The sequence below is a fragment of the Halomonas halmophila genome, from assembly GCF_006540005.1.
GTDB lineage: Bacteria > Pseudomonadota > Gammaproteobacteria > Pseudomonadales > Halomonadaceae > Halomonas > Halomonas halmophila.
Window position 1 is genome coordinate 58,402 of sequence record NZ_BJOC01000022.1, and the last position, 15,175, is coordinate 73,576.

General features: G+C 66.5%; 12 protein-coding genes. 5 read left to right on the forward strand and 7 right to left on the reverse strand.

Annotated elements, in window-relative coordinates:
• Positions 1–25: 25 nt before the first annotated feature.
• From HHA01_RS08785 to HHA01_RS08815, 7 genes are all read right to left on the reverse strand, one after another.
• Positions 26–1,090 carry an asparaginase gene (locus HHA01_RS08785; protein ID WP_141319808.1) on the reverse strand — a complete coding sequence of 355 codons (1,065 nt, stop codon included), beginning with the start codon at positions 1,088–1,090 and terminating at the stop codon, positions 26–28.
• Between the two features lie 29 nt (positions 1,091–1,119).
• On the reverse strand, positions 1,120–2,337 hold the full coding sequence (locus tag HHA01_RS08790; protein ID WP_246053857.1) for an MFS transporter: 1,218 nt from the start codon (positions 2,335–2,337) through the stop codon (positions 1,120–1,122).
• Positions 2,338–2,343: 6 nt separating this feature from the next.
• Positions 2,344–2,844: a hypothetical protein gene (locus tag HHA01_RS08795; RefSeq protein ID WP_141319810.1), complete on the reverse strand. Its 501-nt coding sequence runs from the start codon at positions 2,842–2,844 to the stop codon at positions 2,344–2,346.
• A gap of 145 nt (positions 2,845–2,989) precedes the next feature.
• Positions 2,990–4,315 (reverse strand): DEAD/DEAH box helicase, encoded by a 1,326-nt coding sequence (locus HHA01_RS08800; protein WP_141319812.1) that lies wholly within the window; start codon positions 4,313–4,315, stop codon positions 2,990–2,992.
• A 144-nt stretch (positions 4,316–4,459) separates the two neighbouring features.
• A complete protein-coding gene (locus HHA01_RS08805; protein WP_141319814.1) occupies positions 4,460–5,056 on the reverse strand; it encodes a PqiC family protein in 597 nt (198 codons plus the stop codon).
• Entirely contained in the window at positions 5,053–6,738 is a 1,686-nt protein-coding gene (gene pqiB, locus HHA01_RS08810) for an intermembrane transport protein PqiB (protein ID WP_141319816.1), read from the reverse strand. Before pqiB ends, HHA01_RS08805 begins: the two co-directional genes overlap by 4 nt.
• Positions 6,735–8,132, reverse strand: a complete 1,398-nt coding sequence (locus tag HHA01_RS08815) for a paraquat-inducible protein A (RefSeq protein ID WP_141319923.1) — start codon at positions 8,130–8,132, stop codon at positions 6,735–6,737. The genes pqiB and HHA01_RS08815 overlap by 4 nt, the downstream gene beginning before the upstream one ends.
• 75 nt (positions 8,133–8,207) lie before the next feature.
• Between HHA01_RS08815 and HHA01_RS08820 the strand changes: the two genes are divergently transcribed.
• The 5 genes from HHA01_RS08820 (at position 8,208) to cydC (ending at position 15,151) form a co-directional block, all read left to right on the forward strand.
• Positions 8,208–9,185 (forward strand): calcium/sodium antiporter, encoded by a 978-nt coding sequence (locus HHA01_RS08820; protein WP_141319818.1) that lies wholly within the window; start codon positions 8,208–8,210, stop codon positions 9,183–9,185.
• A gap of 186 nt (positions 9,186–9,371) precedes the next feature.
• Positions 9,372–10,784: a cytochrome ubiquinol oxidase subunit I gene (locus tag HHA01_RS08825; protein ID WP_141319820.1), complete on the forward strand. Its 1,413-nt coding sequence runs from the start codon at positions 9,372–9,374 to the stop codon at positions 10,782–10,784.
• A gap of 3 nt (positions 10,785–10,787) precedes the next feature.
• Positions 10,788–11,789 carry a cytochrome d ubiquinol oxidase subunit II gene (gene cydB / locus HHA01_RS08830; protein ID WP_141319822.1) on the forward strand — a complete coding sequence of 334 codons (1,002 nt, stop codon included), beginning with the start codon at positions 10,788–10,790 and terminating at the stop codon, positions 11,787–11,789.
• 13 nt (positions 11,790–11,802) lie between these two features.
• Complete coding sequence (gene cydD, locus HHA01_RS08835; protein WP_141319823.1) at positions 11,803–13,458, forward strand: thiol reductant ABC exporter subunit CydD; 1,656 nt, start codon at positions 11,803–11,805, stop codon at positions 13,456–13,458.
• A complete protein-coding gene (gene cydC / locus HHA01_RS08840) occupies positions 13,445–15,151 on the forward strand; it encodes a thiol reductant ABC exporter subunit CydC (RefSeq protein WP_246053859.1) in 1,707 nt (568 codons plus the stop codon). The genes cydD and cydC overlap by 14 nt, the downstream gene beginning before the upstream one ends.
• The last annotated feature ends 24 nt before the right edge of the window (positions 15,152–15,175 follow it).

Here is a 15,175-nt window from a genome sequence, read left to right on the forward strand (position 1 = left end):
GCTGATGGGGCGGTTTGCTTCCAGCTTACACCTCGACCAGCGGTGCGCTGCGCTCCCCGACCAAAGGGGTCAGGAAGCGTCGGCGTCGTTCGGCGTCGTCCAGCGGTTGGGCGAGAAGGTGTACCAGCTTGGTCACGGCGGCTTCCGGGGTCATGTCATCGCCGGACAGCACGCCGGCGTCGACCAGCCCCTGGCCGGCGGCGTAGTGGCCCAGGCTGATGCCACCCTGAGGGCACTGGCTGATCGCTGCCAGCAGCTTGCCTTCCCCGCTGGCTCGGGCCAGGACGCCCAGAATGGCCGGGTCTTCCGGTACGTTGCCGCCGCCCCAGACTTCCAGCAGGGCTCCCCGGACGCGGTCGTCGAGCAGCCAGGCTTCCAGCTGCCAGGCGCTGATGCCGGGCCAGAGGGCGACCCGGGGCACGCCACCGGCACTCAGGCTGCCATAGTCCGGCAGCTCGAAACGTGGCGCGCCGCGCTGATGATCGGTCAAGCCGCGTCCGGGGTAGATGATGGCCTGGTTGTCGATAAAGGCGCCCAGAGGCGGGTGGTTGGGGCTGGTGAAGGCGTCCGCATGCCGGGTCTGCCACTTGCGGCTGCGCACGCCGCGCAGCAATTGACCGTTGAAGCAGAGCGCGACTTCCGCGAGATCGGGCCGGATGGCAAAGCGCATGGCTGTCTCGATATTGCCCAGGGCGTCGCTGCCTTCACGCTCCAGCGGGTCCATGGCACCACTGATGATGACCGGGCAGTGGATGCCCTGCAGCTGGTAGGCGAGGCTGGAGGCGGTCCAGGCCAGGGTGTCGGTGCCATGCAGGATGAGCACGCCCTGATACGCCGAATAGTGAGCGGCGATGAGGTGGCCTAGGCGTTGCCAGTCGGCCGGTGTGGCGGCGCTGGAGTCGATAGCCGGCTCGGTCTGCATCCAGGTGAAGTCGGGCAGGGCGTCACGCCTGGCGGCTGGCAGGGCCTGCAGCGCCCGGCGCAGCCGGCCCTCGAAGTCCGGCCCCGGCACCAGGCCCGATTCGCTCTCCATCATGCCGAGCGTGCCGCCCGTGTAGATGACCAGTAGTGAGGATGTGGTGGCTGACATCTCGGCTCCTTGGGATCTTGTCGCGGCGCTCAGTGGTAGATGCGCGTGAACAGGCGGCCCTGTTCATCGGTGTCCAGCCGGCGTTGTCGCCCGGCGAGCATGGCGAAGCCGGCGGCCAGGGCGGCGATAGCGAGCAATACTAGATTGATGGTCATCAGGCTCAGGTCATACTCCCGCATCAGGCCAACGGCCAGCGGTCCCAGGGCCGCCAGGCTATAGCCGCCGCCCTGGGCCAGCCCGGAGAGCCGGCCGGCCAGGCGCGAGTCGGCGGTGCGCAGCACGATCAGCGTCAGCGCCATGCTGAAGCTGCCGCCCTGACCGAGCCCCAGCAGCGCCACGCCGGCCCAGCGCCATTCGATGGGGCCCACCAATAGCACACTCAAGCCAGTCGCGACCATCGACAGCATCAGCAGCAGTGCCGGTCGCTGATCACGCCCCAGCCGTGCCAGCCAGGGGGCGGCCAGCGCCGATACCAGCTGGACCATCACCGAGGCGGCCATCATCCAGCCGGCCCGGGCATCGTCATAGCCACGAGCGATGAGCAGGCTGGGCAGCCAGCCGAAGACGATATAGGCCAGCGAGGACTGCAACCCCATCAGGATCATGACCTGCCAGGCCAGCGGCTGATGCAGCAGCGCCCGGATGCTGCCGCCGCTGGCGTGCTGGATCGCGGGGCTGGTCGGCTGCGGCATCAGCGTCAGCCAGGCGACCAGGGCCGTGATCGCCAGTGCCGCCCAGGCCACCAGGGCCAGCGGCCAGCTGTGCAGGGCATCAGCCAGGGGGATGCTGAGGCCGGCGCCCAGCGCGCCGCCGAGACACAACGCCATGGTGTAGACGCCGGTCATCAAATCCGCGGCAGCGGGAAGCTCACGCTTCACCAGGGCGGGCAGCAGGCTGCCCGCCACGCCGATGCCGGCGCCGACCAGGAAGGTCCCGGTGAACAGCCAGACGGGGCTGGCCAGCCCGCGCACCCCCAGTCCCGTGGCCAGGACCAGCAGGGCCAGGGACAGGCTGCGTTCGGCGCCCAGTCGACGCGCCAGCCAGGGTGCCAGGGGAGCAAAGAGCCCCAGGCAGAGCACGGGCAGGGTGGTTAGTGCGCCGATGCCGCCCACGCTGATGCCGGTCTGAGCTTCGATGCGCGGCAGTACGGGGGCCAGTGACGACAAGGCCGGCCTCAGGTTGAGGCCGACCAGTATCATCAGCAGCATGAACAGCGCCGGGTGGGAAGTCTGACGAGTGCCGGACATGTGAGCCTATTTCATGTGCTGGCCGAGATCGCCGCGTGCCGAATCCAGCAGTGTGATGAACTGCATGTCCTCGCCACCATTGACGCGGTCGACCCTTGCCATGCTGGCCATGCCCTGGTCGACCTTGAGGTGTTCGAAGATTTCCAGGGTGACCTTTTCTGCCGGCTGGTCGCCCGGGTTCAGTCGGCCATCCTGCAGGGTGAAGGTGTTCAGCAGGGTGGCGCGCACGCGGGTGGTACCGCCTTCGGCGAGCACGCGGCGGACGAACAGCCAACCTTCGCAGGCGAGTGCCTGGCCTTCGACGTTGCGCAGGAAGAGGGTGCGATAGCAGGCGCCCTCGCTGGCCGCTTTCTCGGCCATGCTGCGATAGGCCTCGGTCATGCGGGTGGCCGACACGCGAGACTTGTCCAGCTCGCGCACGGCGGCGCTGTGTTCGCGTTCGAGTTGTGCCTGGCGCTGGAAAGTCAGCCAGCGGTTGTAATCACTGAGCAGATTCTGAGTGTCCATGGCGTTCCTTGCTTGCCGTTCGAGTAGGCCCGCGCAATCGCGCGGTGCCCTGGGTGCATGGTGCCAGGTCGTCGCCTGGAGTGGTGCCCGGAGGTAGTGCCTGGCGTTGCCGGCGGCGGCTCCGGGCGTGTCGGCTGTGTCAGTATCAAGCCTGTTGACGTTTCTGACCACCGCGGCGACGCCGCTTGCGGCCCGGGGCCTCGCGGTTGCCGGCATCAGCGTCGCCCGAGCCCTTGGTATTGGCGGGCTTGCCACCGCTGGACTTGCCGCCACCGGGACCACCGCGTCCACGGCCACGACCGCCGCGGCCATTCTCGATGGACTCCGGCTGGGCATTGGGGTCCGGTTCGAAGCCGGGCTCGACATGCTTGACCAGATCGCGCTTGATGAGACGCTCGATGTTCTTCAGCAGCCCGTGTTCGTCGACGCAGACCAGCGACACCGCCTGGCCTTCATTGCCGGCCCGGCCAGTACGACCGATGCGATGGACATAGTCTTCGGCGACATTAGGCAACTCGAAGTTGACCACGTGCGGCAGCTCGTCGATGTCCAGGCCGCGGGCGGCGATGTCGGTGGCCACCAGGACCTGCAGATCGCCGGCCTTGAAGGCGGTCAGCGCCTTGGTGCGTGCGGACTGGCTCTTGTTGCCATGGATCGCCATGGCGGGGATGTCGCGCTTGCCCAAGTGTTCGGCCAGGCGGTTGGCGCCATGCTTGGTGCGGGTGAAGACCAGCACCTGGAACCATCGCTGGGAGTGGATCAGGTGAGCGAGCAGGTCGCGTTTCTTCTCGCGGTCGACGCGATACACGGCCTGGTCGACGGTTTCGGCGGTGGTGTTGCGGCGCGCCACCTCTATCAGGGTCGGGTTGTCGAGCAGTTGGTTGGCCAGGGTCTGGATCTCGTTGGAGAAAGTGGCCGAGAACAGCAGGTTCTGGCGCTTGGCCGGCAGCAGCTTGAGCACCTTGCGGATATCGTGGATGAAGCCCATGTCGAGCATGCGGTCGGCTTCATCGAGGACCAGGATTTCCACGCCGGACAGGTCTACATGACCCTGCTGTTGCAGGTCGAGCAGCCGGCCCGGTGTGGCTACCAGGATGTCGAGTCCCGGGCGGATGGCATCCACCTGGGGTTGCTGGCCCACGCCGCCGAAGATGACGTGGGAGCTGAGCGACAGGTTCTGGCCATAGTCGCGCACGCTCTCGCCCACCTGGGCGGCGAGCTCGCGGGTTGGCGTCAGTACCAGGGCGCGCACGCCGCGCTTGGCGGGGCGCTTGCCGCCGGCCAGGCGCTGCAGCATCGGCAGGGTGAAGCCGGCGGTCTTGCCGGTGCCGGTCTGGGCGCTGGCCAGCAGGTCCTGGCCGTCGAGCACGGCCGGAATGGCCTGGCGCTGGATGGGGGTCGCTTCGGTATAGCCTTGTGCCTCGATGGCACTCAGCAGTTCAGGCCTCAGGCCCAGGTCGGAAAAACTCATGCAGTCTCCGCAGCAACGTCGCGACCCGTGCCGATGACCTCATGCCATCGGCCAGTCCCGGATCGAGACGCAGAAAATAGGATCAGTCGCGGCAGGAGGGACCAGCGTTGCCGCGAGGGGCGCAATTATGGCACATCCCAGGCCTCAGCGCAGCTGCCGGATGTGGCCGGCGAGCTGCTCGGCAAGGCGGTCCAGGTTGGCGCCGAGTGCCTTGACCAGCGCCGGGTAGCCGTCGGCCTGCAGCGTGGTGGTCAGGCGGAAGGGCGTCAGGGCGAGCAACTCGCCGCTGGCGTCGCGCAGCTGCCAGCGGCCTTCGGCGATGGCCTGGCCATCATGACGCCCTTGGAAACGGGTCATCTCGATGCGCAGGGCGACCGGTGTGTCCTGGCGGCGCGTAGCGTCGTCCAGCAATACCCGGGTATCCGGCAACCGGGCGGCCAGCCGGTCGCGCAGGCCGCGTTCGAGTTGCCGACCCAGCGGCTCGGCCCATTGGTGGGTCCGTGCGGCGCGCACGGTCAGCTCGTCGACCTGCAGGACGATGCCTTCGACATCCAGGTAACTGGCCAGGCGAATGGGGCGAATCACCAGCTGGTGTTCGGCCGTGGCACCGATGTCGTGCTCGCCGATGGGGGCATCGGGGAGAGTGTACTGGCTGACCGGCGTCTGGCTGGTGGCACAGCCGCTCAGGGCGAGTGCCGCCAGCGCGGCGGTCAATAGGGTGACGAGGCCGCGTGGCTTCATGGCTGGCTCCTTGTGCCGGGGGCGCGCGGAATCGGGTCTTTGCTGTCCTGGGTGTCGAACAGCAGCGCGCGCGGGTCTTGACTGATCTTGCGCGCCGCGGGCTGCAGGTCGCGCATCAGTCGCTCCACCTGGTCCAGGGTGTCGGTCAGTTCACGGTAGGCCGGGGAGTCGGCGGACAGCCCCTGCAGCGTGTTCTGCAGGTCCTCGAGGGTGGCATTCAGGTTGCCCGGCAGTTCGCGAACGCCCTGATCGTTGACCAGTGAGTTGAGGCTCTCGGACAACTCGCGGACTTCCTTGAGCATGGTATTGGATGTCGCCAGGTTTTTGTCGAGGCTGGCCAGGATGGGTTCAATCTTCAGGTCGTTGAGCTTGTCGAGCAAGGCGGTGACCTGTGACTGGATCTGCGCCAGACCGGTGGAGGTCGTCGGGAAGACGTCGCGCTGGGCGAAGGTCTCGGCGGTATATTCGCCGGCACGCTGTTCGTCGATGGTCAGGTCGACGAAAAGGGCGCCGGTGAGCAGGCTACCGCTCTTCAGCGAGGCGCGCAGGCCACGGTCGAAGAGGCGGGTGAAACGCGCCTTCCATTCCTTCAGCTCGAGTTCCTGGCTGTCGATGCCGAGGCGTTGCGGCTCGATGCGAATCAGCACCGGGATGGCCAGGCGGTCGCGACCATCCGGCTGCGGGGCGGTGAAGTTCCAGGGCACGCTGGCCACGGTGCCGATACGCACGCCGCGGAATTCGACCGGAGCCCCCTTGGAGAGGCCGCGCACGGTGTTCTCGATGAGTAGCACGTATTCGAGGTATTTATCGAAGGTGCCCTGACGCGCGCTCTTCTCATCGGGGTGCAGGGTGAAGGTGGTGTCTGCTGCGACGGGTTCTCCCTGGGGCAGGTCCTCCGGCACGCCGAAGGTTACCCCGCCACCGAGCAGGGCTTCGACGGATTCCACCTGGAGGTTGACGCCCTGGGAGTCGAGGCTGAAGTCGATGCCGCTGGTCGACCAGAAGCGGGTGTTGCGCGTGATCAGCTTGTGGTACGGACTCTCGATGAAAACCCGGTGCTGCATTTGCTGGTTTTCGATGTCGAAATCGGCCTTTTCGACACGGCCCACGGGGAAACCCTGGAAGGTGATGGGGTCGCCGACGCTCAGGGCATCGCCCACCTGACTGACCAGGTTGATGCGCAGGCCTTCGGCACCGGGGGCAGCCACGGGCGGTTGTTGGCTGACGTCGAAGGTGCGGGCTTCCTCTTCGCTGGTGCCGGGTTCGAGCTGTATGTAGGCGCCCGAGAGCACGGTACTGAGGCCACTGATGCCTTCGCGGCCGATGCGCGGCTTGACCACCCAGAAGCTGCTGTCCTCGACCAGCATGGGTTCCGCCTGGGTCTTCATGCGTGCCTTCATGACTACATGAGAGCGGTCGTCGGAAAGCGATACCGATTCGATCTGGCCGACCTCGACGTTGCGCGACTTGATCAGGGTGCTGCCGGCCTCGATGCCATCGGCGCTGTCCATGGTCAGGGTGATCATGGGGCCCTGGCTGGCGTAGTTGTCGTAGATCAGCCAGACACCGATCAACAGCGCCACGATGGGCACAATCCAGATCGGCGACAGCGGGGCCTGACGGGTGGCCCGGGCCCGGTGCTCGTTGTCGTCCCGATCATTGTCGGCAGGAGTGTCATTCATCGCAGGCGTCCTCGTTTCCTTTTCGGTTCGGCAGGCTCATCCCAGATCAGCCGTGGGTCGAAGCTCATGGCGGCCAGCATGGTGATCACGACCACGGCGCCGAAGGCCAGGGCCGCGGGTCCCGGGGTGATGGACATCAGATTGCCGGCACGGATCAGGGCCACCAGGATGGCGACCACGAAGATATCGACCATCGACCAGCGGCCGATGAACTCGGTCATCCGATACAGCCGCGTCCTTGCCAGGGCGTTCATGCGATGCGCTCTCGGGGCGACCAGACACAGCCACGCCAGGGCGATCAGCTTGCCCAGCGGGACGATCACGCTGGCCACCAGAATGACCAGGGCCACGGGCCAGGATCCCATCTCGATCAGTTTGACGACGCCACCGATGATGGTCGAGGGGTCGGGCCGCCCGAAGCTCGTGGTGGTCATGATCGGATAGACATTGGCGGGTATGTACAACACCGCCGAGGCGGCGATCAAGGCCCAGGTGCGTTGCAGGCTCATGGGACGACGGTGGTGCAGGGGCTCGCTGCAACGCTGGCAGCGCCCCTTGCCGCGGTTCAGGCGATTGACCAGCCCGCAGGTGTGACAGCCGGTCAGGCCCTGAGGCGCGGCGGTCTCACCGGTGCGGCTGCCGTCGGGGGCCGAGGGCTCGCCGGCCAGGGCAAACCACAGCCAGTCGCGATCCACGGACTGACTGGTAGCCACCAGCAGTATCACGAAGACACCGAAGGCCCAGAAGCCGGAGCCGAGGTCGACCTGTGCCAGTCCGGCGATCTTGATCAGGCTGACCAGGGTGCCGACGAGAAAGACATCGGCCATCATCCAGGGCTCGAGATGCGCCAGCGAGCGGGCGATGAGCCGACTCAGGGGCAGGGGCCTGCCGGCCAGCAGCCCGATCTGCAACAGGATGACGCCGCACAGGTAGAGAGCGGGCAGCACCAGGATGGTCAGCAGCACGGCGATGGCGACCACGGGTTCATGGTAGCCGATGAGTTGCGTGGCCGACTGGGTCAGCTCGATGTGGTTGCTGACACCCTTGACGGTAAAGCCAAGGAAGGGGTAACTGATGGCCAGCAGGAGGGTGACGAGCGAGGCCACGGCCAGGGCCATGCTGCGCTGCGCCGGGTAGCGGTGACGACGTACCTCGGCGTGACCGCAGCGCGGGCAGGTGGCCTGCTCGCCGGAGCGCAGCGGCGGCAGCGCCATGACCCAGTCACACTGGTGGCAGGCCCGCAGACGCCGCCGTGAGTGACGCGACTCCGGTGGAGACCGGTCGACAAGCGGCGCTGATCCGGGCAGCGGGATCGGCGGGGGAATCGGCCTTGGCACTAGCGCGTCACTCTCATAATGGCTGGCATGGTCAAGCAGGTGGTTGCTGTAAAGCATCAGTGACAAGTGTGTCACGTTGACGCCGAGGGAACCATAGTCAAACATACAGGCCCGAATGTGACTGGAGATACCATGATGCTTCCCGTACTGGCGGTGCTAGCGGGTCTTGTGCTGTTGATGTGGAGTGCCGAGCGTTTCGTCGATGGGGCGGCCGCCACTTCTGCCCATCTGGGACTTTCGCCGCTGTTGATCGGCATGCTGGTGATCGGCTTCGGGACCTCGGCACCGGAACTGGTGGTGTCGGTCATTGCGGCCTACCAGGGTAATCCTGGGCTGGCGCTGGGCAACGCCTATGGCTCCAATATTGCCAACATCGGCCTGATCCTCGGACTGGTGGCGCTGATCTCGCCACTGGCGGTGCATTCGAGCATGGTGCGCCGCGAGCTGCCCATTCTGGGCGGCGTGACCCTGCTGTCGGCGCTGCTGCTGCTGGGCGGTGTGGTGAGCCGTCTCGAGGGCGGGTTGCTGCTGTTGATCCTGGCGGCCTTCATGGCCTTCTCGATCCGGCAGGGGGCGAAGACGACGTCCGATGCGCTGTCCACTGACACCGAGGAGAGCCTCGCCCAGCACTCGATGACGCTGCGCGCCGGGCTGATCTGGACGGCCCTGGGGCTGGTGCTGCTGGTGGTGAGCTCGCGCCTGCTGGTGTGGGGCGCGGTGTCGATTGCCCAGAGTTTCGGCGTCAGCGACCTGATCATCGGCCTGACGGTGGTGGCGGTGGGCACGTCGCTGCCCGAGCTGGCCTCGTCGATCAGTGCCCTGCGGCGCCGCGAGCATGACCTGGTGCTTGGCAATGTGGTGGGCTCCAACCTGTTCAATACATTGGGTGTCGTGGGGCTGGCGGCGCTGATCGCGCCCATCGAGGTGGCCTCCGAGGTGCTGTTGCGCGACTGGAGCCTGATGATGGCCATGACCCTTCTCATGAGTGTCTTCGCACTCGGCTGGCGGGGGCGCGCCGGGCGCATCAATCGGCTCGAGGGTGGTGCCTTGATGGCCATGTATCTGGTCTATACCGGCTTCATGATCAATCTGGTGGTGCAGGGCGGCTGATCACTCGAGACAGGGCCAGGCTGCGACAATGCGACACGCTAGCCTATCATCCTGATGGCGTTATGATAGCCGGAGCATGATCGGCAGACTCCCGAACGCCCTGCTGGTGTTCAGGCGCCTGCCGACGATGCCGGATCGTGCAGGATTTTCCTGCCGTGTCTCTCGCGCAGCCATCTGGAGCCAGATATGGAACTCGATCCTCTGCTGCTGTCTCGACTGCAATTTGCCTTCGTGGTGTCCTTTCACGCCATATTTCCGGTGTTCTCCATCGGTATCGCCTCCTATCTCGCCCTGCTCAACGGGCTCTTTTACAAGACCGGCAATCCGGCCTGGGAGCGCCTGGCCATCTTCTGGGCCAAGATCTTTGCCGTGGTGTTCGGCATGGGCGTCGTCTCGGGCATCGTGATGTCCTTCCAGTTCGGCACCAACTGGAGCAACTTCTCCTGGGCGGCCTCGAATCTGCTGGGGCCCATGCTCAGCTATGAGGTAGTGACGGCTTTCTTCCTTGAGGCCGCCTTCCTGGGCGTGCTGCTGTTCGGTCGCGGTAAGGTGCCCCAGGGCGTTCACCTCTTCGCGTCCCTGATGGTGGCGCTGGGGACCTTCATTTCGGTGTTCTGGATCATCTCGGCCAACAGCTGGATGCAGACGCCGGCCGGGGTCGAGCTGGTCGATGGCCGCTTCCAGGTGACGTCCTGGTCCGAGGCAATCTTCAACGCTTCCTTTCCGTATCGCTTCGCGCACATGGTGCTGGCGTCCTTCCTGACAGGGGGCTTCGTGGTTGCCGGCGTAAGCGCCTGGTACCTGTTGATCGGTCGCGATGTCGAGGCCAATCGCAAGGCCTTCTCCATGTGCCTGTGGCTGCTGCTGGTGCTGGCGCCGGCCCAGGCGGTGGTGGGCGATGCCCATGGCCTCAACACCCTGGAGCATCAGCCGACCAAGGTGGCGGCCATGGAGGGCAACTGGGAGCGACAGAGCAACGCGCCCCTGCTGCTGTTCGCCTGGCCCGATCAGGACGCTCAGGAAAACCTGGTCGAATTCGGCATTCCGGGGCTGGCGAGTCTGATCCTGACGCATGATATCGACGGCGAGATTCCCGGGGTCAGCGAAGCGGCCCCCGCCGAGCAACCGCCGGTGTGGCTGGTCTTCTGGTCGTTCCGCGTCATGGTCGGCATCGGCTTGGTGATGATCGGCGTGGCGATCGCGGGACTCTGGCTGCGCGTTCGGGGACGGCTCTACGAGAGCCGAGGCTTCCTGCAGTTGATGCGGGTGATGAGCGTGTCGCCGTTCCTGGCAGTATTGGCGGGCTGGTTCGTCACCGAAATCGGCCGAGCGCCCTGGCTGGTCTACGGCATCATGGATCAGGCCGAGTCGTTGACACCGTCGCTGAGTGGCTGGATGGCGCTGACGACCCTGATCGGCTATGTGGCCGTCTATGCCGTGGTCTTCTGGGTGGGCGTCTACTACCTGACCCGGGTGGTGCGCCAGGGCATGCTGCCGGACCTCGAGCCACACGATGATGAGGTCGAGCGGCCGATGCGACCGCTTTCCGCTACTCATGTCCCCTTCGAGGACGCCGCCAGCCAACCGGGCAGGAGCTGAGTCATGGAAATGTTGGATTTATCGCTGATCTGGGCCGCGATCATCGGCTTCGGGGTCATCATGTACGTGCTCATGGATGGCTTCGATCTGGGCGTGGGCCTGCTGTTTCCGTTTGCCCCGGACGAGGCGGGGCGTGATGTGATGATGAACACCGTGGCCCCGGTCTGGGATGGCAACGAGACCTGGCTGGTGCTGGGTGGTGCCGGTTTGCTGGCGGCCTTCCCGCTGGTCTATACGGTCTTCCTGCCGGCGCTGTACCTGGGCGTCTTCCTGATGCTGGCCGGGCTGATCTTTCGCGGGATTGCCTTCGAGTTCCGCTTCAAGTCGCAGCGCAACCGCCACTGGTGGAATCGCGCCTTCTGCTGGGGATCGGCCGTCGCCTCATTCGCCCAGGGTGTCGTGGTGGGTGCCTACATCCAGGGCTTCGCCGTCGAGGACTTCGTCTATGTCGGCGGGCCCTTCGACTGGTTGACGCCGTTCAGCGTGCTGACTGGCCTGGGCCTGATGGCCGGCTATGCCCTGCTGGGTGCGACCTGGTTGATCATGAAGACCGAGGGGCGCCTGCAGGAATGGGTCTATGGCCTGACGCCCAGGCTGCTGGTCGCCGTACTGGCGGTGTTCGCCATCATCAGTGTGTGGACGCCTTTCGTGGATGAGTTTGTGCGCGAACGCTGGTTCGGCCATCTGCACCTGATCTGGGTCTTCCCGGTGCTGGCGCTGGTGTGTGCCGGTGTGGTGTGGCGGGCCGTCAAGCAGCGGCGCGAAGGCCAGCCCTTCATTGCCACCCTGGGGCTTTTCGTCTTCACCTATCTGGGGCTGGTGGTCAGCAAGTGGCCGTACATCGTGCCGCCGGACTACACCATCTGGGAGGCAGCCTCGGCGCCGGAATCCCAGCTGTTCCTGCTGCTCGGGGTGCTGTTCGTGATTCCCATCGTGCTGACTTACACCGCCTGGACCTACTGGGTCTTCCGCGGCAAGGTCCGCGAAGGTCAGGGCTATCACTGATCCGATGCCAGACATGACATCTTCCTTGACGGCGCGCAGCTGGCTGGCCCGTCTCGCCCGGGCCGAGCGCAAGTCGCTCGGCCTGGCGGTCGTGGCGGGGCTGGTAGTCGGCCTGATGACCATTCTGCAGATGGCGACCCTGGCATGGCTGGTCAGCGCCCTGGTCATTGATGCCGTTCGGCCGGCTTCGCTGTTGCCGGGTTTCGCGCTGCTGGCGGTGGCCATGGTGCTGCGAGCACTGGCTCAGTGGTGGCAGGAAAACGCCGGGATTCAGGCCAGTCTGCGGGTTCGTGCCGAGGCGCGGCGTGTCCTGCTGGATCACCTCCAGTCACTCGGCCCGGTGGGATTGACCGGGCATCACACTGCCAGTCTGGCGAATCGGGTTGTCGATCAGGTCGAGGCCCTGGATGGCTATGTGGCGCGTTTTCTGCCGCAGATGCGGCTGGCGGTGCTGGTGCCGCTGGTCATTCTCGGAGTGGTGCTGACTCTGGATTGGCTGGCGGCGCTGTTCATGCTGCTGGCTGCCCCGCTGATTCCGTTATTCATGGCACTGGTCGGCATGGGAGCCGAGCGCCTCAATCGCGAGCAGTTCGAGACGGTGTCGCGCCTGTCGCGTCATTTCATTGACCGGGTGCGGGGCATCACCACCCTGCAGTTGTTCGGTGTCGGTCGTCAGGCCACCGAGGAAGTGCACGCGGCCGCCGATGCCTATCGCGTGCGCAGCATGCGCACCCTGCGTATTGCCTTTCTGTCCTCGGCGGTGCTCGAGTTCTTCGCCGCCGTGGCTATCGCGGTGGTGGCCATGTACGTGGGGTTCGGTCTGCTGGGGTATATCAGCTTTGGTCCCGCGGATCAGTTGACCCTGTTCAGCGGTCTGCTGGTGCTGCTGCTGGCGCCGGAGTTCTTCCAGCCCCTGCGCAGCCTGTCCCAGCATTACCATGATCGTGCGGCGGCCCTGGGCGCGGCCGAGGGCATGGTCGAACTGCTCAATGAAGGCTCGCCGCGGCAGGGCCATGTGCCATCTGTCCCCAGGGGCAAGGGGCTGGTCGAGCTGGACGCGGCCTGTGTCCGTCATGGTGAACGCGGGCAGGTGCTGGGACCGCTCGATCTGACGCTGGAAGCCGGCGAGGTGCTGGGCATCAGTGGCCCCTCCGGGGTGGGCAAGTCGACACTGCTGCAGCTGCTGGCCGGCTTCGTCGAGCCCAGCGCCGGTGAGCATCGCGCCGTGCCGGGGTTGCGCCTGGCCTGGATGGACCAGCGCCCCTTGCTCGTTCATGGCAGCCTGGCCGACAACCTGCGGCTTGCCGCGCCACAGTCCAGCGACGCGGCCCTGCGCGATGCCCTGCAGCGCGTGGGCCTGGGCGATCTACTGACGGCCCTGCCGGCGGGGCTCGAGACTCCGCTGGGCGAGCGCGGTGTCGGTTTGTCGGGTGGGCAGGCACAACGTCTGGCGCTGGCCCGGATCTTCCTCTCCGAGGCGCCGGTGGTGTTGCTGGACGAGCCCACTGCCAGCCTGGATGCCGACAGCGAGGCGCGGGTCTTGGCGGCCTTCTCCGCGCTGATCGAACAGGGCCGAACCCTGGTCATCGCCAGCCACCGGGCAGCGCCGCTGGCCCTGGCCAGTCGGCGGCTGACGCTGCAGGAACAGGGAGGTCATGGCGATGAATGAGACCGGGGTGATCACGACGCTGCGGCCCTGGCTGAGACATCTGGCCCGTCGGCGCGGACGTCTGGCGATCGGTGCTCTGCTGATGCTGCTGGCCCTGATGGCGGCCCTGGGGCTGCTGGCGCTTTCCGGCTGGTTCATTACCGCCACGGGCCTGACCGGCCTGGCGCTGGCGGCCGGGGCGGCCGTGACCCTGGATGTATATGTGCCGGGGGGCGGCATACGCGCCTTCGCCCTGACGCGAACCCTGGCGCGCTACGGTGAACGTCTCTATAACCATGACACCGTACTCAGGCTGCTGGCCGACCTGCGCGGCCACCTGTTCTCGGTACTGGCGGCGCTGGATCTGGCCAGCCTCAGCCGACGTCGTGCCAGTGACTGGCTGAACCGCTTGACCGCCGATATCGACAGCCTGGATAGCCTCTTTCTGCGTCTGCTCGCGCCGGCGCTGGTGGCATTGGTGGCGATCCTTGCGCTGAGCGGTTTTGTGGCGTTGTGGGCGCCGCTGGCCGGCGGGTCGGTGGCGCTGGTGCTGGGGGTGGCCTGGGTCTGGCTGACCTTCGGTCAGGCCCGCTGGGGCATGGCGGCGAGTCGGCGAAGGGTGACCGAGCTGGAGCGATTGCGCGGCCGGGTTATCGAGCATCTGACAGGCATGGCCGAACTCGAGACCTTTGGTGCCCTGGCCGAGCAGCGCCAGCGTCTGGATGCCATCGAGGCGCGCCTGCGCGAGGATCAACGCCAGCTGGGTCGCATTGCGGCCCTGGGTCTGTCGCTGGGGGGCCTGATGGTCGGCCTGGCCTGGTTGCTGGCATTCTGGGTCGGCGCCACCCTGTGGGAGGCCGAGCGGCTCTCCGGGCCCGTGCTGGTGATGATCCCGCTGGCTATCATGGCACTCAACGAAGCAGTGATGGCGTTGCCCATGGCCTTTACCCAGTTCGGTGCCACCCTGGCCGCCGCCGAGCGACTCAATGCCCTGGAAGCCGCGCGCGTTGCGCCGGGCGACCTTGCCACGCGGCGCCTGCCGACGGCGGGTCCACTGTCGCTGCAGCTCGATCGGGTTAGCCTGCGCTATCCCGGCGCCCTGAAAGCGGCGCTGGCGGATGTCTCGCTGACCCTGGCGGTGGGCGAGAGAGTCGCCCTGTGCGGGCCTTCGGGGTCCGGCAAGTCCAGCCTTGCCGCACTGGTGGCGCGCCAGCTTCGTCCGGACAGCGGAGCTCTGTACCTCGGGGGCTGTGCTGTCGAACACCTCGATGAAGAAGCTCTGCGACGCCGCCTGGCGGTGTTGACCCAGGACACCGAGCTGTTCGACGACAGCCTGGCGGCCAATCTCTGGCTGGGCGATCCGCAGGCCAGTGAGGCGGCGCTGTGGCAGCGTCTCGATGACGTCGAGCTGGGCGACTGGGCGCGTGAGCTGCCCCATGGACTGGCCACCCGAGTCGGTGAAGGCGGCCGGCGGCTGTCCGGCGGCCAGGCCAGGCGCGTGGCCCTGGCGCGCCTGATGCTGCGGGATCCGGGCCTGGTGTTGCTGGACGAGCCCTTCAATGGCCTGGATGCGCCCCTGGCGCGGCGACTGGCGGCGCGACTCGACCAGTGGCTGGAAGGGCGCAGCGTGATCGTCTTTTCCCATCACCATGAACCTGAGGCTCAGCCCTTGCCGGGGGTGAACCGCCGCGTGACGCTTCCCGATCAGGGGTGAGGCTGGCCGGCCAGCAATCGGCGG

Coding starts and splice junctions, on each gene's coding strand:
- HHA01_RS08800 (WP_141319812.1), bottom strand. CDS start 4,315: ATGAGTTTTTCCGACCTGGGCCTGAGGCCTGAACTGCTGAGTGCCATC.
- cydC (WP_246053859.1), top strand. CDS start 13,445: ATGGCGATGAATGAGACCGGGGTGATCACGACGCTGCGGCCCTGGCTG.
- cydB (WP_141319822.1), top strand. CDS start 10,788: ATGGAAATGTTGGATTTATCGCTGATCTGGGCCGCGATCATCGGCTTC.
- HHA01_RS08790 (WP_246053857.1), bottom strand. CDS start 2,337: ATGTCCGGCACTCGTCAGACTTCCCACCCGGCGCTGTTCATGCTGCTG.
- HHA01_RS08795 (WP_141319810.1), bottom strand. CDS start 2,844: ATGGACACTCAGAATCTGCTCAGTGATTACAACCGCTGGCTGACTTTC.
- HHA01_RS08805 (WP_141319814.1), bottom strand. CDS start 5,056: ATGAAGCCACGCGGCCTCGTCACCCTATTGACCGCCGCGCTGGCGGCA.
- HHA01_RS08825 (WP_141319820.1), top strand. CDS start 9,372: ATGGAACTCGATCCTCTGCTGCTGTCTCGACTGCAATTTGCCTTCGTG.
- HHA01_RS08815 (WP_141319923.1), bottom strand. CDS start 8,132: ATGCTTTACAGCAACCACCTGCTTGACCATGCCAGCCATTATGAGAGT.
- HHA01_RS08785 (WP_141319808.1), bottom strand. CDS start 1,090: ATGTCAGCCACCACATCCTCACTACTGGTCATCTACACGGGCGGCACG.
- cydD (WP_141319823.1), top strand. CDS start 11,803: ATGACATCTTCCTTGACGGCGCGCAGCTGGCTGGCCCGTCTCGCCCGG.
- pqiB (WP_141319816.1), bottom strand. CDS start 6,738: ATGAATGACACTCCTGCCGACAATGATCGGGACGACAACGAGCACCGG.
- HHA01_RS08820 (WP_141319818.1), top strand. CDS start 8,208: ATGATGCTTCCCGTACTGGCGGTGCTAGCGGGTCTTGTGCTGTTGATG.